General features: G+C 43.3%; 21 protein-coding genes. 20 read left to right on the top strand and 1 reads right to left on the bottom strand.

The genetic code is table 11. The features are described 5' to 3' along the window. Nucleotides 1–2: 2 nt before the first annotated feature. The 9 genes from L0M98_RS12310 to L0M98_RS12350 all read left to right on the top strand — a co-directional run bounded on the left by L0M98_RS12310 (nucleotide 3) and on the right by L0M98_RS12350 (nucleotide 11,837). The gene (locus tag L0M98_RS12310) at nucleotides 3–290 is read left to right on the top strand and encodes a cell division protein ZapA (protein WP_099290557.1); all 288 of its coding nucleotides are present in this window, start codon (nucleotides 3–5) and stop codon (nucleotides 288–290) included. Between the two features lie 276 nt (nucleotides 291–566). Then, nucleotides 567–2,102 carry a ribonuclease Y gene (gene rny / locus L0M98_RS12315; protein ID WP_099290558.1) on the top strand — a complete coding sequence of 512 codons (1,536 nt, stop codon included), beginning with the start codon at nucleotides 567–569 and terminating at the stop codon, nucleotides 2,100–2,102. 93 nt (nucleotides 2,103–2,195) lie between these two features. Further along, nucleotides 2,196–3,074 carry a nucleoside phosphorylase gene (locus L0M98_RS12320; RefSeq protein ID WP_227216159.1) on the top strand — a complete coding sequence of 293 codons (879 nt, stop codon included), beginning with the start codon at nucleotides 2,196–2,198 and terminating at the stop codon, nucleotides 3,072–3,074. A 15-nt stretch (nucleotides 3,075–3,089) separates the two neighbouring features. Further along, nucleotides 3,090–3,551, top strand: a complete 462-nt coding sequence (locus L0M98_RS12325) for a DUF4293 domain-containing protein (RefSeq protein ID WP_227216161.1) — start codon at nucleotides 3,090–3,092, stop codon at nucleotides 3,549–3,551. A 36-nt stretch (nucleotides 3,552–3,587) separates the two neighbouring features. Beyond that, the gene (locus L0M98_RS12330) at nucleotides 3,588–5,285 is read left to right on the top strand and encodes a dipeptidase (RefSeq protein ID WP_227216162.1); all 1,698 of its coding nucleotides are present in this window, start codon (nucleotides 3,588–3,590) and stop codon (nucleotides 5,283–5,285) included. A 240-nt stretch (nucleotides 5,286–5,525) separates the two neighbouring features. Continuing rightward, complete coding sequence (gene rplS, locus L0M98_RS12335; RefSeq protein WP_099290562.1) at nucleotides 5,526–5,879, top strand: 50S ribosomal protein L19; 354 nt, start codon at nucleotides 5,526–5,528, stop codon at nucleotides 5,877–5,879. Between the two features lie 153 nt (nucleotides 5,880–6,032). Beyond that, entirely contained in the window at nucleotides 6,033–7,775 is a 1,743-nt protein-coding gene (locus L0M98_RS12340; RefSeq protein ID WP_186976770.1) for a phospho-sugar mutase, read from the top strand. Between the two features lie 249 nt (nucleotides 7,776–8,024). Beyond that, nucleotides 8,025–8,405 (top strand): fibronectin type III domain-containing protein, encoded by a 381-nt coding sequence (locus L0M98_RS12345; protein WP_227216163.1) that lies wholly within the window; start codon nucleotides 8,025–8,027, stop codon nucleotides 8,403–8,405. Between the two features lie 156 nt (nucleotides 8,406–8,561). Next, nucleotides 8,562–11,837, top strand: coding sequence for a hypothetical protein (locus L0M98_RS12350; protein ID WP_227216165.1), 3,276 nt, complete (start codon nucleotides 8,562–8,564; stop codon nucleotides 11,835–11,837). 77 nt (nucleotides 11,838–11,914) lie between these two features. Here L0M98_RS12350 and L0M98_RS12355 read toward each other — a convergent pair whose 3' ends face one another. Then, a complete protein-coding gene (locus L0M98_RS12355) occupies nucleotides 11,915–13,342 on the bottom strand; it encodes an ATP-dependent DNA helicase (RefSeq protein ID WP_227216167.1) in 1,428 nt (475 codons plus the stop codon). Nucleotides 13,343–13,523: 181 nt separating this feature from the next. On the opposite strand from L0M98_RS12355, the gene L0M98_RS12360 reads away from it, so the two are divergent. The 11 genes from L0M98_RS12360 to L0M98_RS12410 all read left to right on the top strand — a co-directional run bounded on the left by L0M98_RS12360 (nucleotide 13,524) and on the right by L0M98_RS12410 (nucleotide 23,748). Further along, a complete protein-coding gene (locus L0M98_RS12360; RefSeq protein ID WP_099290566.1) occupies nucleotides 13,524–14,174 on the top strand; it encodes a hypothetical protein in 651 nt (216 codons plus the stop codon). A 26-nt stretch (nucleotides 14,175–14,200) separates the two neighbouring features. Beyond that, entirely contained in the window at nucleotides 14,201–15,043 is an 843-nt protein-coding gene (locus L0M98_RS12365; RefSeq protein WP_227216169.1) for a DUF3822 family protein, read from the top strand. Continuing rightward, nucleotides 15,031–15,567, top strand: coding sequence for an RsmD family RNA methyltransferase (locus tag L0M98_RS12370; protein WP_227216177.1), 537 nt, complete (start codon nucleotides 15,031–15,033; stop codon nucleotides 15,565–15,567). The genes L0M98_RS12365 and L0M98_RS12370 overlap by 13 nt, the downstream gene beginning before the upstream one ends. Nucleotides 15,568–15,682: 115 nt before the next feature. Then, entirely contained in the window at nucleotides 15,683–16,663 is a 981-nt protein-coding gene (locus tag L0M98_RS12375) for a hypothetical protein (protein WP_227216179.1), read from the top strand. A gap of 99 nt (nucleotides 16,664–16,762) precedes the next feature. Next, entirely contained in the window at nucleotides 16,763–17,821 is a 1,059-nt protein-coding gene (pstS, locus tag L0M98_RS12380; RefSeq protein WP_227216181.1) for a phosphate ABC transporter substrate-binding protein PstS, read from the top strand. A 108-nt stretch (nucleotides 17,822–17,929) separates the two neighbouring features. Next, a complete protein-coding gene (pstC, locus tag L0M98_RS12385) occupies nucleotides 17,930–18,781 on the top strand; it encodes a phosphate ABC transporter permease subunit PstC (RefSeq protein WP_227216183.1) in 852 nt (283 codons plus the stop codon). 7 nt (nucleotides 18,782–18,788) lie between these two features. Then, nucleotides 18,789–19,652 carry a phosphate ABC transporter permease PstA gene (gene pstA, locus L0M98_RS12390; protein WP_227216184.1) on the top strand — a complete coding sequence of 288 codons (864 nt, stop codon included), beginning with the start codon at nucleotides 18,789–18,791 and terminating at the stop codon, nucleotides 19,650–19,652. 68 nt (nucleotides 19,653–19,720) lie between these two features. After that, entirely contained in the window at nucleotides 19,721–20,488 is a 768-nt protein-coding gene (gene pstB / locus L0M98_RS12395) for a phosphate ABC transporter ATP-binding protein PstB (RefSeq protein WP_227216186.1), read from the top strand. A gap of 118 nt (nucleotides 20,489–20,606) precedes the next feature. Beyond that, entirely contained in the window at nucleotides 20,607–21,284 is a 678-nt protein-coding gene (locus tag L0M98_RS12400) for a phosphate signaling complex PhoU family protein (protein ID WP_227216188.1), read from the top strand. Nucleotides 21,285–21,294: 10 nt separating this feature from the next. Then, nucleotides 21,295–21,972 carry a response regulator transcription factor gene (locus L0M98_RS12405; RefSeq protein ID WP_099290574.1) on the top strand — a complete coding sequence of 226 codons (678 nt, stop codon included), beginning with the start codon at nucleotides 21,295–21,297 and terminating at the stop codon, nucleotides 21,970–21,972. Nucleotides 21,973–21,984: 12 nt separating this feature from the next. Next, a complete protein-coding gene (locus L0M98_RS12410) occupies nucleotides 21,985–23,748 on the top strand; it encodes a sensor histidine kinase (RefSeq protein WP_227216190.1) in 1,764 nt (587 codons plus the stop codon). Nucleotides 23,749–23,846: the final 98 nt, after the last annotated feature.

Below are 23,846 nucleotides of genomic sequence, written 5' to 3' on the forward strand. Positions count from 1 at the left end.
ATATGAATGATAAACTTACTGTTACTCTAAATATAGCCGGTAGGCCTTGCGTTCTGACCATCGAGAGAGAGGAAGAAGAGGCGATCAGAAAAGCCGCCCAGCTGATTAATAGTAAGATTGCAAAATATAGGGAAAAGTATGCGAATGCCGATCCCGTCGACTTTCTAGCAGTTACCGCGTTACAATTCACGGTAAAAATGTTGGAAGCCGAGAAACAAAACGACGTCGAGCCCGTATTAGAGGAAGTGAGGAAGATCAGCAACAGGCTGGACGGAGTTCTGAAAGAGTAGAATAAACAAGAGTTCTTTGAAAAGGAAATAGATATACCCGCATTATTTCGTATTTAACTGGAAAACTCAACACTTAACCAATTAGAGTGAAGCTTTGTTAGCCAAGGACAGGCCTCGACCCTTCGGGGTTCCTCCGGGACGGTGGAAGTCTGAATCTAACGGCAGCTCTACCCGTGTCTAACAGGGGTTTTTTAAAGAGAAATAGTGCGGGTTTTTTGTTTTGACAAAAAACACCAAAATAATTATATATAACAACTATAAATTCAAGTTACAAATATGATAACAACAATAATTACCGGTGTTGTTGCTTTGGTCGTGGGGTTCGTTATCGGTTATATCCTGATAAACATCACCCTCAAATACAGAAGCAAAAACATCATCAAAGAAGCGGAAGCCGAGGCGGAAGTGATCAAGAAGGACAAAATTCTGCAAGCAAAAGAAAAGTTCTTACAAATTAAGGCTGAACACGAAAAGCAGGTAAACGCCCGAAACAGCAAAATTCTTCTCACCGAGAACAAGCTGAAACAAAAAGAAGCCGAGTTGGCACGCAAAATGGAAGAATGCCAACGGAAAATAAAGGAAACGGAAACTCAACAAGAGACGCTGGAAGTGCAGAAGGAATTGTGGGAAAAGAAACACGCGGAACTGGATAAATTCAAAAAACAACAGATCGAGCAACTGGAAGCCATTTCCGGTATGTCGGCAGAACAAGCGAAAGAAAAACTGATCCAGTCCTTGAAAGACGAAGCGGAAACGGAAGCCATGTCTTACGTGAACGAGATCATGGAAGAGGCGAAAATGACGGCAAACATGGAAGCGAAAAAGGTCGTGGTAAAAACAATTCAACGGGTTGCCACGGAAACCGCCACGGAAAATGCCGTATCCATATTCCACATTGATTCGGATGAAATCAAAGGACGTATCATCGGCCGCGAAGGACGTAATATCCGCGCGCTCGAAGCCGCAACCGGAGTAGAAATCATCGTGGACGACACCCCGGAGGCTATCGTTCTTTCCGGATTTGACCCGGTAAGACGTGAAATCGCTCGCCTGTCCTTGCACCAGTTGGTAACGGACGGACGTATTCACCCGGCACGCATCGAGGAAGTGGTGAACAAAGTGAAAAAACAGATAGAGGAAGAAATCGTGGAAACGGGTAAACGTACCACGATTGACCTCGGCATCCACGGTCTGCACCCGGAACTAATCCGTTTGGTAGGTAAAATGAAATACCGTTCCTCATACGGACAGAACCTATTGCAACATGCCCGCGAAACCGCGAATCTTTGCGCTATCATGGCCGCCGAACTCGGGTTGAACGTGAAGAAGGCAAAACGTGCCGGACTATTGCACGATATCGGTAAAGTACCCGACGACGAACCGGAATTACCGCACGCGATTCTCGGTATGCGTCTGGCTGAAAAATACAAGGAAAAACCGGATATTTGCAACGCTATCGGGGCCCACCATGAGGAGATTGAAATGACTACACTCATCGCTCCCATCGTTCAAGCCTGCGACGCTATTTCCGGGGCAAGACCGGGAGCAAGACGGGAAGTTGTAGAATCCTACATCAAACGTCTGAAAGAAATGGAAGACTTGGCTCTCTCATATAATGGAGTGGTGAAAACATACGCCATCCAAGCAGGCCGCGAACTCCGGGTTGTCGTGGGAAGTGAAAAGATCTCCGACACGGAAGCAGAAAAAATCTCGTACGAGATCGCCAAGAAAATTCAGGATGAAATGACTTACCCGGGACAAGTAAAAGTAACGGTCATCCGAGAAACTCGAGCAATCAATTACGCTAAATAGTTTTAGAATCCCCAAACCAAATAATACCGGGCAAATGTTTGTCCGGTATTATTTGTTTTACTAAATTTGGTTGCTCAAAAAAGTAAACAGATTATGGAGCCGATAAAATCATCTGAACTAATCACGAATGAAGACGGTAGCGTCTTTCACCTTCACCTGCAACCCGGTGATTTGGCAGACCAAATCATCCTCGTGGGCGACCCGTCAAGAGTCGAAATGATCGCTTCTTATTTTGATCATATTGAAATCAAAAAAAGCGACCGGGAATTCCACACAATCACCGGACTGTACAAGGGAAGGCGAATATCCGTTATCTCCACGGGAATCGGACCAGACAATATAGATATCGTGATGAACGAACTCGATGCCCTCGTGAATATTGATTTGCAAACCAAAGAAATCAAACCGGAGAAAAAGCGATTGAATATCGTACGCATCGGAACTTCCGGTTCCGTGCAAGCCGATGTTCCGGTTCATTCTTTCGTGATATCCGAAATGAGTTTGGGCATCGACGGGGTATTACGCTTCTACCGGGACAATGAAACGGTATGTGATACCGCTTTCGAAGACGCTTTCATCAAAGAATGTCACTGGACTCCCCTTGCCGCACGCCCTTACGCTGTAAAGGCTTCACCGGAACTGGTAAGTAAATTGCACACGGAAGGCGTGACAGTGAAAGGCGTGACGCTCACCGCAAACGGATTTTACGGCCCGCAAGGTCGGGTACTCCGCCTACCGATAGAGATGCCGACGGTCAATGACGAAATTGCCCGCTTTCATTTCAACGGTCATAAAATAGTGAACTACGAAATGGAAAGCGCCGCTATCGCCGGACTCTCCGCTCTCATGGGACATCATGCTACCACGCTCTGTCTGATCATAGCGAACCGGGCAAACGGGGACGCATCTTCCAATTACAAACCTTACATGAAAAAACTTGTCGAATACACGTTAGATTCACTCGTGCGTTAATTTTTAATTTTAGATATGATACAAAGAATACAAACAGTTTACCTGCTTATCATTGCCATCATCATGGCAATACCTTTATTTGCCCCCATCGCACAAGTACTTGTACCCAACGATGCAAATTACAATTTTTTCACTTACGGGGTGGTCATGATCGGACAACAAACAGTACTTCAAGCAAATTACTGGGCTTTACTTATCTTGAATATTTTCATGATCGGGTTGCCCTTCGTGACTATATTCCTCTACAAGAAGCGATTCCTGCAAATCCGCTTGTGCATAGCTGAAATTATTCTTCTGTTGGGCTCCATGATATTGATGTGGTACCATATCAATCAATTTCAAAGCAAGATAGATGCAGATATCATATATAAAATAAGTTTCATACTTCCCTTGGTATGTGTGGTACTCGCATACATGGCTATGCGGGGAATATTCAAAGACATCAAATTACTGAAGTCTTTGGATCGGATTCGATAATGAATAAATAAATCATATATAAACCAATAACTTAAAATGAGAAAAGTAAACGCCTTAATTACATTAGCATTGGTTTGTTGCACCTCTTACACGATGGCATGCACGAACTTTCTGTTCACGAAAGGATCCACGAAAGACGGATCCACGATGGTTACCTACTCCGCGGACTCTCATGTGTTGTACGGAGAATTATATCATTGGCCTGCACGGGATTGGCCAGCCGGAAGCATGCTCGACGTTTACGAGTGGGATACCGGTAAATTCATGGGCAAAATCCCTCAAGTAGCACATACATATAATGTAGTCGGTAACATGAACGAACACCAGTTGGCTATTTCCGAAACGACTTACGGCGGAAGAAAAGAACTGGAAACTCAAACTGGAGCCATTATAGATTACGGTAGTGCAATCTATATCACGTTACAACGTGCCAAAACAGCCCGCGAGGCGATCGTTGTAATGACCGACTTGATTGAAAAATACGGTTGGGCAAGTAGTGGAGAATCCATCTCTATCATCGACCCCAACGAAGTATGGATTCTTGAAATTATCGGTAAAGGAGAAGGCGAGAAAGGTGCCGTGTGGGTTGCCCGCATGATTCCGGACGGATACGTATCGGCACATGCCAATCAAGCCCGTATCACCACGTTCCCGTTGGAAGGCAAAACTTCTATCTCTTCCGACAACATGAACAAGATCTACGACACGAACATCACCACCGTGTATGCTAAAGATGTGATCTCTTTCGCAAAAGAAAAAGGATTCTATCCCCAAGACGGTAAAAATAAAGATTTCAGCTTCTCGGATACCTACGCACCGGTAGATTTCAGCGGAGCACGTGCTTGCGAAATCCGCGTGTGGGCTTTCTTCAATGCCGTAAACCCGGATATGGGAAAATATTTCAATTACGCCAACGGAAGAGATATCAAGCGCGACGCTAAAGGATACGCCACGAACCGTATGCCGTTGTGGATCAAACCGAGCGAGAAGGTTGACGTACTTCAGGTAATGGATTTCATGCGTGACCATCTGGAAGGAACTGAATTGGATATGAGCAAGGATATGGGTGCAGGACCTTACGAATGTCCTTACAGATGGCGCCCGATGAGCTTCAAGGTCGACGGCAAGGAATATGTACACGAGAGAGCAACCGCCACTCAACAAACAGGCTTCACTTTTGTCGCTCAATGTAGAAGCTGGCTACCGGACGAGATCGGCGGTATCCTTTGGTTCGGGGTTGACGACGCAGCAAGCTCGGTATATTTCCCGATGTACTCTGCATCAACGGAAGTTCCGTTCGCATTTGCCGAAGGTAACGGTAGCATGATGGAATTCACGAACAAGGCTGCTTTCTGGGTTTTCAACCAAGTAACGAATTTTGCTTATACCCGCTACAACTTGATTCACCCGGAAATTCGGGAGAAACAAGTCGCGTTAGAAAAACAATACGTGAATTTCGTGCAGATGATTGACGCCGGGGCAAAGGAAATGTTAGCAAAAGACAGAAAAGCAACTATCGAATTTATCACCGATTTTTCTTGCCGTACCGGAAACCAGCTCGTGGACACGTGGAGAGATTTCTACGGCTATCTGTTTTGCAAATACATGGACGGAAACGTGAAAACCGCTATCCCGGGAGAAAAGAACCCGAAAGTAGAGCAACCCGCTTTACCGGAATGGTATTTGCGTATGATTATCGAACAGACAGGCAAGAAATTGGAAGTAGTAGAATAACTACTACTTCCAATTTCGGTTGCAGGTTGCAAGTTGAGCCTACGGCTCTGCAAGTTGCAAGTTCGAGAACCTGCAACCTGTAACTTGTGAAGTTGTAACAAATAAATATTCCGGCGCTATTGCACCGGAATATTTATTTTCATATCTTTGCCACTCGATTTTAAAACGTACGCAGTCTCTTACATGAAAGACAAAGGTCGTAATACTGCGTTCGATAAGTGAACTTTTAAAATAAAGACAATGGACTTAATTAAAATTGCGGAACAGGCTTTTGCACAGGAAAACAGTGTTGAAATTCCCGAATTTTCTACCGGTGATACGATCAGTGTACACTACAAGATTGTTGAAGGAAACAAAGAACGTGTCCAAATTTTCAAAGGCGTAGTTATCCAAATTAAAGGTACCGGAACCACGAAAACCTTCACGGTTCGGAAAATGTCCGGTAACGTTGGTGTAGAACGTATCATTCCTTTCAGTTCTCCTTATATTAAAGCGATCGAGGTGAACAAGAGAGGTGCTGTTCGTCAAGCCAGAATTTACTATTTCCGTAAACTTACCGGAAAGAAAGCAAAAATTAAAGAGAGAAAATTTTAATTTAAGCTTTAGCCATATAAAAAAGCCTCGTTCTGCAACGAGGCTTTTTTATTGCATTTTTCTTCTTTGAAACGTAACAATTTAATCTCAAAATCCATATTATTCATTCAGGAAAATCCTACCTTTGCAAGAAGGTAAATAAAATGATAGCTTATGGAAAACAATGACATCATAAAAGTAGCCAGAGCCAAAGCCGAAAAATGGTTGGATAAGGCTTATGACGAAGAGACACGAGTTGAAGTACAACGCCTGTTAAATAACACGGATACAACCGAACTGGTGGAATCGTTCTACAACGATCTGGAATTCGGAACCGGGGGATTGCGCGGAATCATGGGAGTCGGCACAAACCGGATGAATATTTACACGGTAGGAGCCGCCACGCAAGGTTTCTCCAACTATATCAACCAAATGTTCCCGAACGAGAAAAAAGCCGTATGTATCGGACACGACTGCCGACACAATTCCCATCTTTTCTCGGAAACCGCCGCCAATATCTTCTCGGCTAACGGAATACATGTTTACCTGTTTGAAGACCTGCGCCCCACCCCGGAAATGTCGTACGCTATCCGGGAATTAGGTTGCAAAGGGGGAGTTATTCTCACCGCCTCGCATAACCCGAAAGAATATAACGGGTACAAAGCCTACTGGGACGACGGTTCGCAACTTGTTCCCCCGCACGACAAAAACGTGATCAACGAGGTGAAAAAAGTACAAGTCACGGATATCAAATTCAAGGGTGTTCCCGAAATGATCACCATTCTCGGGAAAGACTTCGACAAGAAATACCTCGACAAAGTGAAGACATTAAGCCTTTCACCGGAGGCCATCCAAAAAGAACATGATTTAAAAATCGTCTTTACCCCGCTGCACGGCACGACCTACGAACTCGTGCCGGAATCTTTGCGCAACTGGGGATTCACGAACATCCACACCGTACCCGAACAAAGCATCCCGGACGGGGATTTCCCGACTGTGGCTTCCGCCAACCCGGAAGAACCCGCCGCATTTAAAATGGCGTTGGATCTGGCTCGCAAAATAGATGCTGACCTTACCATGGCATGTGATCCCGACGGCGACCGAATCGGTATCGCAGTCAAGGATGACAAAGAAGAATGGACTTTATTGAATGGTAATCAAACCAACATTGTATTCACGGAATACATCATCCGTAGAAAAAAAGAACTCGGATTGCTTAAAGGTGGCGAATACACCGTGAAAACGATTGTTACCACGGAATTAATCAAGGATATAGCAGAGAAAAATAATATCATTTGTTACGACGTGTACACCGGGTTCAAGTGGATTGCCGACGTGATCCGCAAAGAAGGAGGAGAGAAATTCATCGGTGGCGGCGAAGAGTCGTTCGGTTTCATGCCGGGCGCTTTCACGCGTGATAAAGACGGGGTATCAGCCACTTCACTCATGGCAGAGATTGCCGCATGGGTGAAGATGCAAAACAAAACCATCTACACGTTCTTGAAAGAAATTTACGCGAAATACGGGTTCTCGCAGGAGAGAATGATTTACATCGTGCGCAAAGGCATCACCGGGGCAGAGGAAATCAAATCCATGATGAAAGAATTCCGTCACAATACCCCGAAGAGCATTAACCATAGCGACGTTGTCCTCAAAAAGGATTACTTAACACTGGAAGCGACCGATTTGCGCACGGGTGAAAAGAAACACCTTGATTTTGAAACGACCAGCGACGTACTGCAATTCTTCCTTGCCGACGGCAGCAAGATTTCCGTACGCCCCTCCGGCACGGAACCCAAAATCAAATTCTATTTTGAAGCCCGCACCCAGATGAAAGACGTGAATGATTACGAGCGGGCACAGAAAGAGGCGAATGACCGGATTGATGACATTATCAAAGATTTAAAGATTCAGTGATTTCGTGATTCGGTGATTGCCGATTATAAGTATTAGCCGACTAATTTTCATGAATTAGTCGGCTAATATATTTTAAATAATCATTGTTCCATTTCCAATTTAATAGTCAAATTTACTTTAGCCTACAAAAAATTTATTATACAAAAGACAATTTATTCTTAAAAATCATGATAAATATTTGCCAATAGTCTAGCATTTACTTATATTTACAACGATATACTAAAAATAAAACCCTTAAAGAACAAAATTATGAAAAAAACATTTTTAAAGCCATTCGTGTTTATCTGTCTAAGTTTAGTGATTGCAACAATTGCTGTTGCTAACGTAGTCCTTAATCCGCCTAGTCCTCCGCAAGATCCTAATGTAAATCTAAAAACAGCCACGTTATGCGAAATAACATACAAAGCTCCCATAGATGACGGGGGGAGTCCAATTGTATCCTATGAGATTGAAAGCTTTAATTTTGATACGGCAAAATGGACAAGCAGAGGATCATCTACTACGCTTAGTCATGAAGTTTCCATGCCTAAGTATACTAAAACTAAATTCCGTATTTCAGCTTTAAATAGCGTTGGAAGAAGTCATCCTGTAGAAACAAAAGAAATTACATTCAGCGATCTTGCAAGATAACAATAAAAAAATATAATTCAATAATACTAAGTTTATTAAATTATCTGAGGAGAGGAAGAATAACCTCTCTTTAGATATTTATTTTCAGAAAATATTCTTATTTACAATACAACATTCACGTTTTCACTCTATCATACTAAAAATAAACCTGCAAACATGAAAATAACAGATCTAAAAACAGTTATAACTTATGAAAGTAAGTTGACAAGAAGGAATTGGCTATTTTACCTTTTCATCCTTGGAATAGCGTATATATTAATCTCTCTTATCCCGAATGTTCCGGGTATTGGGGGTATGGGGTGGATTTCGTGGCGAGATGTTGCCTTAACTTCTTCCCTGCCTCTACGCGGCATCTATTTTCTGAACCTGTTTCAATCTCTCATTGTTACTTTCCTTGTTTGTGACATTCAAAGGAAACGGAAAAAAGCTGAAACCAGAGAAGTTCTCTTGACACGACCTATCAGCAACGGGCAAACCCTTCTCGGGGAGGTTATAGGCATTCTTATCCCATTCCTCTCGATAGATATTATTTTCATGACCATATCCATGATTATCAATATATTCATCCCGAATTCTCCCGTCAGTTTATGGATAAACCTTTTCTATCTTTTCACCTATACGGTTCCCACGCTAGTTTTCATCACCAGCCTATCTATACTTGTCAACAAACTGATTAAACACCCCATGTTTAGTTGGTTGATTCTAATGGTTTTTCTTTATTTCGAATACAATTACGCTGTAACAGCTTTTTACGGCATACTGGACTTCCAAGGACGCTTGCTTCCCAACTCGTTTTCCACCCTAATAGGATTCATGGACATATCCAATTTCCTACTCCACCGGGGTGTTTTCTTGCTATTAGGGATTAGTTTTCTCCACTTTAGCGTTTTACTCGTGAAAAGGCTCCCAGGGAGCGCCGGTCGGCAGCGTTATTTAGCCGTTCCAGCCATGTTGTTTTTAGCATTTTCCCTGTACCTCGGTTTCATCTACATTGAAAAACACCAATCCCGCCTGGAAAATAGAATTACCTGCCGCGAAGCCTTTCTTAAATACACCGAAACACCCAAAGCCCGCGTGATTACACACGACATCACATATCACCCCAGGGGAAATACATTCTCGGCAACAAGCCGGATGCAAGTACAAAACCAGAAAAAAAAGAAAATTGACCAACTCTTGTTATTCCTTAACCCAGGGCTGAAAATTAACAAGATTGAATCCAACGGACAAAACCTTCCCTTTCATAGAGACCACCTAGCTGTTGTCATCGAATGTTCCCTGGCTCCGAATGAATATATCAAATTAGATATCACGTACGAGGGATACATTGACGAAGATATTTACCAGATAAACATACCTGACGAGATTTTTTTCTCCCTAGAAGATAATCCTTTTTCTAAAGAGAATTATGGCAAACATCCCGCTTTTGTATCAAGTAAATTCACTTTCCTCAGACCGGAAGTGCTGTGGTACCCGACAGCAGTTCCCTCGATAGCATTGCAAGCATCTGCAGAAATGAATTTCACGAGTTACACGCTCCATGTCAAAAAAACGAACGAACTGACTGTTCTATCCCAAGGAGTACCCACAACAGAAGGTGAGTATGTTACGTTCAACAATTTACAAAACTTAACGGGACTAACCCTCTGTATCGGGGAATATGAGAAAAGAGCCCTTACAGTGGACTCACTTACCGTGGAACTTTATACTTACCCGGGAAATGATTGCTACATGAAATATTTCGACGAATGGGATCTTCTCAAAGAAGACAACCCGAACCGGGAGAAAGATTTAAAAAAAATGTTTTATCTGTGCAAAGATGAGATTGAGCAAGATAAACCCAATCCTTATCCTTTCAAATATTTCAAACTGATTGAGGTGCCTTCATCTTCTTATTTTCTACGTTCGACGTTGTTTAATGACGGCATGCAACCGGAAATCGCATTTTTCCATGAACGATTATGTCGCATAGAAACTCACAATCCTGCTGATTATCCAGATAATAACTTCTACGACAGAAGCGTACAAGAATATCTTTTAACTGTCAATATCCCTTTTTTATGGAATAACTATATGAGAATAAAACATATTTTCACAGATTACAATAGCTGCATCACGTCCGACACGTACCAAGGCATAGAACTAATATTCAAACAAATGATAAACCCGGATATATATACAAAATCCGATGCTATCACGAGTCCGAAATTATTAAATCACATCGCTGAAAAAGGATTAAAAGGAATCATTGCCGAAGAATATAGCCGAGAACAAAACATCGCCATCCGTTCGAAAGTTTCTCATCTACTTGGGTATCTTACCACAATCACGACCTGGGATTCCTTGAGCCAGCTTATGCAAGAATTTAATACACGTACTTACTTCCAAGAAGTTAACTTCGATTCATTTATCGAGAAATTCGAACAACGTTTCGGACAAGACATTAAGGCATACATGGACGAATGGTACACGACTCACGAAGTTCCCTTGTTATCAATAAAAGACGCATCCCGTAAAACCACAGAAGATACGCAAATCATCGAATTCAACGTTGGTAATTTCAGCAAGACAGACGGTATTGTATCAATCGTAGCAACGAGCTACCCAGAGAAAAGTGTAATCAGAAATCTTCAAAGTTACTTGATTAAAGCCGGAGAATGCAAACGAATCGTCGTTCATGAAGACATAAAATATAAGGTACAATTAACCACAAACTTTTCAGGACATTTCCCTGAAAACATTTATTTCGAAGTCAATCAATCCCCATTATCCGGTCCTATACCGAAGGAAGGTATCACGTTACTTGATAGGAATCAATTCTATCCCCCAGGGGAAATCATTGTAGACAACGAGGATGATAATTTTTCTTTAATCGATTCGGCAAACAATCGAAAACGACTGACCGATATCATCAAAAAAGAAGACAACCAGAAATATATTAACTACTTGCTGAACCTTAAAACTAACGCATGGAGCTTACCTATATTACAGGAACTCCACGGCAAGTATATTCGTAGTGCTTTCGTAAAAAAAGCCGGCACGGGACAATTCAAGGCAGAATGGAGAGCAAATCTTCCGGAAGCAGGGAAATACGAAATATTTGTCTATAGACCTCATCTTGTCGGATTCGAAGGAGGAAAAACCGCAAGCGATCATCCTGGAATGAAAAATTACTATACAGTTTATACCCCAAAGGGAAAAGAAGAAATCATCTTAGACATTCCTGATAAAGAAGATATTTGGATAGGATGCACCTCCACTTTACCGGAAGAAGAAGCCTGGGTATCACTAGGTACATTTACCCTGCCGGCAGGCGAATCCCGAGTCGTACTGGATGACCGGGGAGTGCCTCCTATTACAGATAGATTATTTGGCGAGTTCGATCAAATGATAGTCGCCGATGCCGTTAAGTGGGTAAAGAAAAAATATTAATGAAAAATTTATACGATAACGAAAACCCTAAAAGTCAGATACTTTTAGGGTTTCTTCATTATGAATATTTTACAAATTCATTCCATCACAGAATCCCCAAACAGCTCATCTTTAAAATTAATCAGGTACAATTTCTTGCGGGCACGTGTAAATGCCGTGTAAAGCCAACGCCAATACTCGTCGTCCATCATCTCGTCCCCCATCCATCCCGGATCGATAAAAACAGCATCCCATTGCCCGCCTTGTGCCTTATGGCAAGTCACGGCGTAAGCGAATTTGATTTGTAGGGCGTTGAAATACTCGTCCTCTTGTATTTTTTTGTACCGCTTTTGTTTGGAAGGAATATCCATGTAATCCTCCTCCACTGCCGCAAACAATTTGCGATATTCGTCATAACTCAACGCAGGTTGTTCCGAGGTCAATGTATCGAGCATCACCCAAGCCGAAATCTCTTCCTCGTACCCGTAAATACTGAGGCGGGCATGAACGAAATGAAAGCCGTACAAATCCTTGTATTTTCCCACTTTCTCTACGGTGGCAATATCGCCGTTGGCGATAAAATCAATCTTATCATATTCGGCACCCCAGAAATAATTATTCTTTACAACCATGATCTTATCTCCACCGCCAAATGCTTCTTCCCGGTAAAGCACACGGGCACGGATACCCTCGTTAAAACGGTTCGCCCGCTTGTTGGAACGGCAGATAACCATCGTTTCGTCCATGCCGAACCTACCGTAACAATGATCCAATTCATCCAACAGTTCTCCTCCCCCGACACGTACTATATCCGGGAAGGGTGCAACTTTCAACAACAATTTGGCATAAGGAGCCGCCCCGATCATCTCCCGCACGAGAGTCGCGTTGTACAAGATACCGGATTGTTCGGATTGACGCATAATATCCGTGAGGCTTGCCTCGTAAACCTCCATACCGTAACTCACTTGCAGAAATTCGGCATCCAATGCCGGACTGACATCCACTCCAACCGGGGGAAGCTGTGCCGTATCCCCGATCAGCACCAAACGATTGTTGCGCCCGTTATACACGAATTCAAACAAATCATCCAATAGAGAACCCGTTCCGAAATTAGAATCCTGAGAACTCATCGAAATCATGGATGCCTCGTCCACGAAAAACAACACGTTGGCTCCCGCGTTAAATCCCAAGTTAAAGACGCCAATTCCTTCCTGTGCATTTTTCTGGCGATAAATCTTCTTGTGTATCGTGTACGCCGATTGCCCCGAATAACCGGAAAACACTTTTGCCGCACGTCCCGTCGGGGCTAATAGCACGACATGATACTCGAATTGCAGCAATGTATTGACGATTGCCGCCACCAGAGAGGTCTTTCCCGTTCCCGCGAATCCTTTCAACAAGAACAAACTTTCGGGGTTTCGGTCAAAGAAAAAAGTCGTGAAACATCTCATCGCCTCCTGTTGAGAGGGAGAGAAATCAAACCCAAACTTCTCTTTTACAATACGTTCAAAATGTTCATGTATCATGATTAAAATAAATAGCCAAAACTGTGGTATAAACTTTTTTTTTCTTATATTTGCCGACACTGTAATCCAACGTGGATTCGTGCGAGGTGTTGAATAAACACCGTGTAAAGATATGAAAAAAACAGCTTGAAAACAGTAGAACTAACTTGTTTAATATATAACAAATATACAGACAGAAAAAATGAAACCAGTTAAGATCATTATCCAAATCGTTTTAGCACTTGCGGCTATCTACCTGGGTTATTTGTGTTATGCAAGCGTGCAGAACCCTATTCAATTTGAAAAATTGAGAAACCAAAGATACGATAGAATTATCCAAAGGTTAAAGGATATCAGAACTGCACAAGATGCTTACAAGAGTATCCACGGGGTATACACTAGTAGTTTCGATACTTTGATTCATTTCGTGAAATACGATTCGTTGAAAACAGTGCGTTCTATCGGAGAGCTTACCGATGACCAACTGGATCAAGGTATGACGGAACAAGAGGCATTGAAGAAAGGTCTTATCATCCGTGACACGATGCGTATATCCGCACTTGAGCAACTTTTCGGGAAAAACTACCCGATCGACGATCTTCGTTATGTACCGTTCACCAAACGGAAACATGAATTCCTCATGGGAACAAACATGATCTGGACGGAATCAGGTATCGAGGTTCCCGTGTTCGAGGCTCGTGTAAACAACATGGTTATCTTCGAAGATTTATTTGAAGAATACGAAGATGCCATTCTCGAATACAACGGTGAAAGAAAAAGATTACAAAAATACCCCGGTCTGAAAGTGGGTAGCGTGGCAGAGGCAAACAATAACGTGGGTAACTGGGAGTAACATTCCGGTTCGTAAACGAGGAATACATGCAGAGTATTTATTTTGTTGACTCGGATTTCACTTACGAATTATCTACACAATCGATATTATCCATCCGTTATGCAACGGATGGATTTTCGTTTTGCGTGCATGACGCCCGTGACAAATTAATGGTATTTGTTCACGAACCTTATGCCGCGGACTCTCGTGAAGCCGTGATTGCCCGGTTGAAGAATTATCTCGTGAACGACGTGATTCTGAACCTGCGATTCAAAAAGGTATATCTTATGCCCTGTTTCAGCGAGAGAACCATTATCCCCGGGGCTCTCTTTAACAAGGCGAACGTGGCAACCCTCTATTCCGTGAATCAAGAGATTACCCCCGATGATACGCTTTTGTATCATCATATCGAGAAAATAGATGCCTACCTCGTGGAAACGATCAATACCACTCTCAACAATTTCGTTCGGGAACATTTCCCGGTGCTCCAAATCGTGAACGAGGCATACCCCTTTATACAAGGAGCGTTAACAAAAGCATTGCATGGTTCGGAACAAATATTCCTGAACATACAGGCTGATTTTTTCGATATCCTATTTATAAAAGATACAAGGGTGCAATTATTCAACTCGTTTAATCACAGGACGGCAACCGACATCGTTTATTTCCTGTTGAATTGCATCAAAGAATGTGACATTCAAAAAGAGAAACTACACGTTTCGGTGTTCGGTGCAGCAACAAATGACGAGAAACTGAAAGAATTGCTCTCGACCTATTTACCCACTCCTTATTTCGCGAAAGAACCTATATTAAACGGTATCTTGCCCGGCAAGGAGATCAATTCATCCTATTTCATTCACTTGTTAAATCTTCATCGATGCGGATTATAAGCGGCACACACAAGGGGAAAGTCATATTCCCGGACAAAAATTTCAGGGCTCGCCCGACAACGGACTTTGCTAAAGAAAACTTGTTTAACGTGCTCAACAACTACATCGATATAGAGGGAGCCGTCGTGTTGGACTTATTTTCCGGCACGGGAAGTATCAGCTACGAATTTGCCTCACGCGGTGCAGAACGAATCGTATCCGTGGAATTGAACTACAATCATTACTCTTTTATAAAAAAGACGATAGTCCAACTCGGTTTCAAGAATATCAACGTATTCAAAACCGACGTGTTTATCGCTTGCAAAAAACTGAAAGGCCAGTCCTTTGATATCATCTTCGCCGACCCTCCATACGATCTGGAAAAGATTATGGATATCCCGGCCGCTATATTTGACAATGAATTATTAGCCCCGGATGGGTTGGCTATTATTGAACATCCCGGCACGGTAGACTTCTCATCTGCCCCCTTCTTCTCCGAACACCGTCAATACGGCAGCGTGAATTTTTCTATTTTCAGGAAATAGAAAATGTAACATTGTTGTAATTAAAATGTATCTTTTTAGAAATCTTTTCAATCTACTTTAGCCGTCGAAAACAAGAGGTTTTCAATTATTTATTTAACGACTAAAATTTAGACAAATGAAAAAGATTTTAATGAGTGTGGTTTTGATTATCGCCTGCATGAGCAGTTTCGGACAAGAAGAAAAAAAGAAATTCCAGATTACCGGGAAACCTATCGTTACCGTTTTCGCTAACTATCATGCCGGATTGGGGGACGCGAACAAAGAGTCCGGATTCGCGTTGGATCGCGCTTACTTGGGTTATCAATTTTCACTAACCGAGAAACTTAGCGGAAAGGTAGTATTCGACATGGGCTCCACGAAAGTAGACGGCGCAGACCTTGAAAGAGTGGCTTATATCAAAAACGCCATGTTAAGCTGGAAGACAGGAGATTTTACCTTGGATTTCGGGTTGATCGGTTTGGAACAATTCAACGTGCAAGAAAAGTTCTGGGGATACCGTTACATCATGAAATCATTCCAAGACGAGTACAAGTTCGGTTCCAGCGCAGACATGGGTATTTTGGGCAGATACAAATTTACCAAATGGCTCTCTGCCGATATCACGATCAGCAACGGCGAAGGGTACAAAAAATTGAACGGAGACAACAAATACCGATATGCCGTCGGAGCCACTTTATTCCCGGTAAAAGGTCTGACTATCCGTGCCTACTATGACCTCGCCAGCAAAAGCAGTGATGCAGACGGATTGAAAGATCAACAGAACTTGGCTTTCTTCGCCGGATATAAACACAAACTTTTCTCTCTTGGCGGTGAATACGACCAAATGTTCAACACCAAATCCAAAGAAGATAAAGACCAAAACGGTTTCTCCGTTTACTCCACGGTGAAATTAGCCGAAAAATTCGACGCTTTCGGGAGATATGACAACTTGGCTTCCAAAGACGATTGGAGCAGCGCAGACGGGCAACGGGTCTTAATCGGTATCCAATACTCCCCGATCAAACAGTTGAAGATAGCCCCAAATTTCTCGACATGGAATCCAAGAGACGGAAAATCAAGTTCTTTCGCTTATTTGAACATCGAATTCAAGTTGTAACATTAATGTAACATTCGTGCAACATTCATGTAACAAGATTCATCTAAACTTGCATTGTAAAAAATGAATCAATAGATGTTGAAATTAATACAATCAAAAATGAAAAACTTATTTATTATTCTTCTAGCTATCGCGATTGCATCTTGCGGCAACTCAAAGAAAAACAAGGGTTCCGAAGACAAGAAAATGAATATCGCTGCCGCCGGAGCTACATTTCCTCTGCCATTCTACAATCTGGCCTTCAAAACCTACCAAGAGAAGACCGGCAACACGGTAACCTACGGGGGAATCGGTAGTGGCGGCGGAATCAGAAGCTTGAAAGATAAAATTGTTGACTTCGGGGGCTCGGACGCCTATCTTTCCGACTCCGAAATGCAAGAAATGCCTTATACCGCGATACACATCCCCACTTGCATGGGTGCCGTGGTAGTGGCATACAACTTGCCGGAAGTGAAAGATTTAAAGTTATCCGGAGAGGTGGTTGCCGATATTTATCTGGGTAAAATCACCAAATGGAACGATGCCAAAATCAAAGAATTGAACCCCGGCATTACCCTCCCGGACAAAGAACTTACCCCGGTATACCGCTCGGACGGTAGTGGTACGACCTTCGTGTTCAGCGACTATCTTACCAAGGTAAGCGCAAACTGGAAAGAGAACGTGGGTACCGGAAAGTCATTGAAATGGCCGGTAGGACTGGCAGCCAAAGGAAACCCGGGCGTAGCCGGAACGATCAGTCAAACACCGGGAGCAATCGGGTACATCGGCTCTGAATACGCGTTCTCGTTGAATATCCCGATGGCACAAATGAAAAACAGTTCCGGGAACTTCATCACCCCGAATACCGAAAGTATCTCTGCCGCGGCAAAAGGGGATATCCCGGCAGATACCCGTACCATGATCACCAATTCGGACGCACCGGACGCGTATCCCATCAGCTGTTTCACGTGGATTATCCTTTACAAAGAACAGGCATACGCCAACAGAACTTTGGCACAGGCTCAAGCCACTGCTAAATTACTGGACTGGATGTTAAGCCCCGAGGCACAAGCATTAACAACAAAAGTACACTACTCCCCACTCCCAAAATCCGCGGTGGACAACGCCAAAGCACTATTAAACTCTATAAGTTTCGAGGGCAAACAAGTCCTTAAATAATAAAGTTACAGGTTACAAGTTGAGCCTACGGCTCTGCAAGTTGCAGGTTCTCCACGGCACCCGACTTGAAACTTGTAACCTGCAACTTGTAACTTAAATTATTATTTAATGCGTGATATTATTTTTAAACGGTTACTTTCCATTTGTTGCATCTTGATACTTTTGATCAGTGCCGGAATGATTTACTCTCTGGTGAGTGGTTCTCTCTCCGCATTCGGTCAGTACGGATTCTTCCAGTTCATCGGTTCAACAGAATGGGATCCCCACCCGGACAGAGAAACATACGGGGCACTCTCGTTTATCGTCGGAACATTATTAACCTCTTTTCTGGCATTAATATTTTGCATCCCATTCTCCCTGCCCGTCGCTCTTTTTACCGGAGAATTCTTCAAAGGCAAAAGAATAGCCACTTTTATCAGTTCTATCATTGATTTATTGGCAGGAATCCCTTCTATCGTCTACGGTTTATGGGGATTTTATACCTTCCGCCCGCTCATTATAGAAATGGGCGTGAACGCGCAAGGATTCGGGATATTAACCTCCTCTATCATTCTGGCAATCATGATCATTCCCTATGCATCCTCTCTCAGTGGCGAATTCATATCCATGGTTCCCAACGAACTGAAAGAAGCCGCGTATAGCCTTGGAGCCACCCGTTACGAGGTCATCAGAAGCGTCACTTTCCCGGCAGCGGGCTCCGGCGTATTTGCCAGCTACATCCTTGCCTTGGGAAGGGCTTTAGGTGAAACCATGGCGGTCACCATGCTAATCGGTAACACGAACAATCTACCGACCTCACTTGCCGACACGGGTAACACGATGGCAAGTATCATAGCCAACCAGTTCGGCGAGGCGGACGGTCTGAAATTAAGTTCGCTCATCGCTATCGGGCTGCTTTTGTTCTTGATCACGGCTATCATCAACCTGATAGCGAAACTCATTATAAAGAAACTTAACTGATAGAGAAATGAGTAGTCTAAAATATAGAACGATAAAAAGCAAGGCATTCTTCTGCATCACGTGCCTTTTTGCCTCACTGACAGTAGTCCCCCTATTCGCTATTATATGGGAACTCATCAGAAAAGGCTACAAGCAAATCAACTGGAACTTTTTCACGGAAAGCGCACCCAGCACCTTGGATGCCATGTTAGCACGCAACACGGGTGACATCATTCCCGGCGGTATCGCTAACGGAATCACGGGTACATTACTTATGGTCGTGTTGGCCGCCGTTATCGCTATCCCGATCGGGATCATGGTAGGTATTCATCTGTCGGAACACCCGAAAACCAAGTTTTCCAATATCACCCGTTTTCTAACGGATTTGATACAAGGTAGTCCGTCTATCGTGATTGGTATTATCGCCTATGCATGGATCGTCAAACCAATCGGTAGCTATTCCGCTTTGGCGGGAAGCGTTGCCTTGAGTATCATGATGCTTCCCTTGATCGTCCGCTCAACGGAAGAAACATTAAAAATGTTACCGGGCAGCCTGAAAGAAGCCGGGCTCGCCCTCGGCGCCTCGTACACGAGTGTCGTACTCAAAGTATTACTGCCGGCAGCCTTCGGGGGACTGTTCACGGGAATCCTTTTAGCGATTTCCCGCATTATGGGAGAGACAGCACCACTCATGCTCACGGCTCTGGGAAGTACCACAATCAACTGGGATATCGTGAAACCTACCAGTGCGGTACCTCTATTAATTTGGGAATTCTACAACGATCCCAACTTGATAGACATGATCTGGAGTTCATCATTATTCCTGCTGCTCTTGATTCTGACACTTAATATCACAGCAAAACAGATCGCTAAAAAATGGAGAATCCAATAATTTACGATTTATGATTTACGATTTCAGATTCATCAATCGTAAATCAAAAATCAAAAATCATAACCAACATGGAAATCAAAGATCCTATACTACAACTGAAAAACGTATCTATTTCATATACACCCGGGAAAAATGCCGTGGAGTCAGTGAGCGCAGACATCGCCGAGAAAAAGATTACGGCAATCATGGGACCCTCGGGATGCGGGAAAAGTACTTTATTACGGGCAATCAACCGGATGCACGAGTTATACCCGGATATAAAAACCACCGGAGAAATTATATTGAACGGGAAGAATATATTGAAAACCAATCCCATGGAGGTACGCCGCATGGCAGGTATGGTATTTCAACGCCCGAACCCGTTCCCGACCATGAGCATCTACGACAACGTCATTGCCGGATATAAACTGAACGGCATCTCCCTCTCCAAACAGGAGAAAGACGAACTCGTGGAACAAAGCCTCCAGAACGTGGGTCTGTGGAATGAAGTGAAAGACGCCCTGCACAAAAAAGGAACTTTCCTCTCCGGGGGACAGCAACAACGCCTTTGCATCGCACGGGCTCTCTCGCTAAAACCGCAAGTACTACTGATGGACGAACCGACCTCCGCCCTTGACCCGATTGCCACGAACCGTATAGAAGAACTGTTACTCGATTTAAAAAAAGAGTTCACGATCTTGATTGTCACGCACAATATGTCACAAGCCGCACGTATCTCGGATTACTCCATGTTCATGTACCTCGGAAACCTCGTTGAATATGATGAAACCCGGAAGATGTTCACCAACCCGAGTGACAAACGCACGGAAGAATACTTGACGGGACAATTCGGATAACAACTTACGATTTATGATTTCAGATTTATGATTTCAAATTTCAAACAATAAATCATAAATCTACAATCATAAATCGTAAATCCCTAATCATCAATCTTAAATCATCAAATTTCATATTATGACTACAATAAGAGAAAAATACCTCGAGAAAATAAAAGAAGATTTTGAAGTACTGTCTACCGTCGTTATCCAGCAAATGGATATCGTGTTCACACTCACGGGAAGTAATAAAGACGCGAAATTACACGATAAAATAGAACACAACGAAGTAATCATCGACGGACTGGAAGTAAAAATACGGGACGAAGTGATCAACTCCATCGTACTCTATTGCCCCAGAGCGAGCGATTGCCGCAAAATCATGTCTTATCACGACATGACGGCCTATCTGGAAAGAATAGGGGACTTGCTTTTAAACATCGCAGACTTCCTGCGTGAAGTCGAGCTCCAAGGGGAATTATATACCCTCTTCCGTGAAATCATTCGCAAGCAACTGGAAATAGTGAAAAAAATGACACAAAATGCTATCTTTGCTTTCACGTGTGAAGACGAAAACTTGGCGAAAGAGATTATCCGCACGGATGATATCGTGGACAAAAACCACAAAGAAATCGTTCACGGGATACCTCTTCATTTCGTGGGTAGAACCGTCAAAGATCAAGATTTATTAGATGCCTTGTCACTGAGCAACATGTCATACAACATCGAACGAATCGGCGATAATGCCACGAATATAGCAGAAGCGGCTATCTATCTCATGGAAGGCAAGAACGCGAAACATATTCATAACAATTAAAATTGAAACGATGGACAAAAAACGCATTTTAGTGGTTGATGACGAGGCTGATTTAAGAGAAATCCTGCAATTCAATCTCGAGAGCGAGGGTTACTTCGTCGCCACGGCTCCTTCCGCGGAACAGGCATTAAAGATGCTCCCCGAGGAATATGACCTGATATTACTGGATGTCATGATGGACGGAATGTCCGGTTTCAAAATGGCAGAGAAAATGCGCAAAGACCTGCACAATGCCACCCCGGTTATATTCCTTACTGCCAAAGACACGGAAAACGATATGCTCACCGGTTTCAGCATCGGCGGGGACGATTATATTTCCAAGCCTTTCTCGATAAAAGAAGTATCGGCAAGAGTGAAAGCGGTACTGAAACGAACAGGTTCCCCGGAGAGTAAGAAAACCATCATCGACGTCGGCGAAATGCATATTGACCAAAGTATGAAATGCGTGTCCGTTAATGACCGTATTATCCCGATCACTAAAAAAGAATTCGAGATATTAAACATGTTGGCACAAGCCCCCGGAAGAATATTTTCCCGCGAAGATATTCTCAATAAAGTATGGAACGACGACAGCTACGTGCTGGAACGCACGGTAGACGTCCACATCACCCGGCTGAGAAAAAAACTCGGAGACCAAGGAAAACATATCATCAATCGCTCCGGGTATGGCTATTGTATAGAACTTTAAAAAATTATTCCCATGAAATTATCCTATAAACAGAAGTTATTCATCTACTTCTTCATTGTATTCGCGGCATTCACCCTCGTAATTACCTTTTTCCAACAAAACCGGGAAAAGGAATACAAGACCGAAACCCTACGCACCACGCTGGATGACTATTCAGACATCATAGCTCGTTTTATCCATCAACATCATTTACTTGAAAAACATCGGGTTGACTCGTTAAACAGCGTATTAACGCTCATGCCTTCCAACTTGCGCCTGACGATAGTCAGCCATGACGGGAAAGTCCTGTATGACAACAATCTCGACACGGGAAAAGAGATAGAAAACCATCTACAACGCCCCGAAATACAATCCGCGTCCATTCAAAAAACGGGTACAGCCATACGTCTTTCGCGAAGCACGGGAATAGAATATTATTACTACGCCAAAGACTATATCAATTACTACATCCGGGTTGCACTCCCCTACGACATCGAGGTACAAAATTTCTTGAAAACGGACAATATATTCCTCTATTTCATCACGTTGTTGTTCTTCATCACGCTGATCTCGCTGATTTACATATCCGATCGGTTCGGGAAAGCTATCTCCGGCTTGAAAGACTTCATTATCTCCGCGGAGAATCATAATATCGACTACAAAAATATTCGTTTCCCGCACACGGAATTAGGAGAAATAGGAGAGAAAATCATCCACAGCTACCGTCTACTGGAAGAAAGCAACAAGCAAATCAACGTGGAACAAGAAAAATTACTCCGCCATTTCCATTATTCCGACGAAGGTATCGCCATTTTCTCCGCCAACCAAGAAAAAATATACGCCAACACGCATTTTATCCAATACCTGAACACGATTTTGGATGAACCGACCTTTAAGGTGGAAGGACTCCTCGACCAACCGGATTTCAAAGAAGTGGCAGACTTCCTGAAACGCAACACCCCGGTCAACCCCAACACCGCGAACATCCCCGTTTACCAGAATAAAATCAGCAAATCCGGCAAGCACTTCGCCATTCAACTACTGATATTCACGGATAACAGTTTTGAAATCACGCTAAACAACATCTCTGACAACGAGAAAAACCGCTTGTTGAAACAAGAGATGACTAACAATATCGCCCATGAACTGAAAACCCCCGTGAGTAGTATCCGCGGCTACATCGAAACCTTGTTGGAACAACAGAATATCGCTCCCGACAAACAACGTTTTTTCCTTGAACGCACCTATTCGCAAGTCGTGAGATTATCCGATCTGATCCGGGATATTGCCTTAATCACGAAAACAGAAGAAGCCGCGGAAATGTTTGAAAAAGAGCAAGTCAATATCCACGCCACTCTACAGGAAGCTATCACGGATTTACATAAGCCGATCGTATCTCATGGCATCACCGTCAAAAATAGCGTCGATCCGGCAATCTCTATCGAGGGAAACAAGACTCTCGTGTACGCCATATTCCGTAATCTCATCGAAAACACGATCAACTATGCCGGAGAAAACATCTCTATCGGGATCAACAATTACACGGAAGACAACGAATTCTATTATTTCTCCTATTACGACACGGGGCGAGGCATCGATGAAAACCACCTGAACCGTATCTTCGAACGTTTCTACCGGGTATGCGAGGGACGCAGCCGTCAATCCGGAGGCTCCGGCTTGGGACTCTCTATCGTGAAGAACGCCGTCCTTTTCCATAAAGGAGAAATATCAGCTAAAAACAGGAAAGACGGGGGATTGGAATTTTTGTTCTCGCTAAGGAAGATCGAGAATACGTAAGGGTTTATAAAGTTTATAAGGTTTATAAAGTCCGTAAAGTCGAAAGTCCATAAAGTCACGGGTGTCCTTCGGACAAAATCAAAACGGCAGCTTGTGCT

The sequence above is a fragment of the Butyricimonas sp. DFI.6.44 genome (assembly GCF_022132345.1).
In the GTDB taxonomy this organism is placed as follows: domain Bacteria; phylum Bacteroidota; class Bacteroidia; order Bacteroidales; family Marinifilaceae; genus Butyricimonas; species Butyricimonas muris.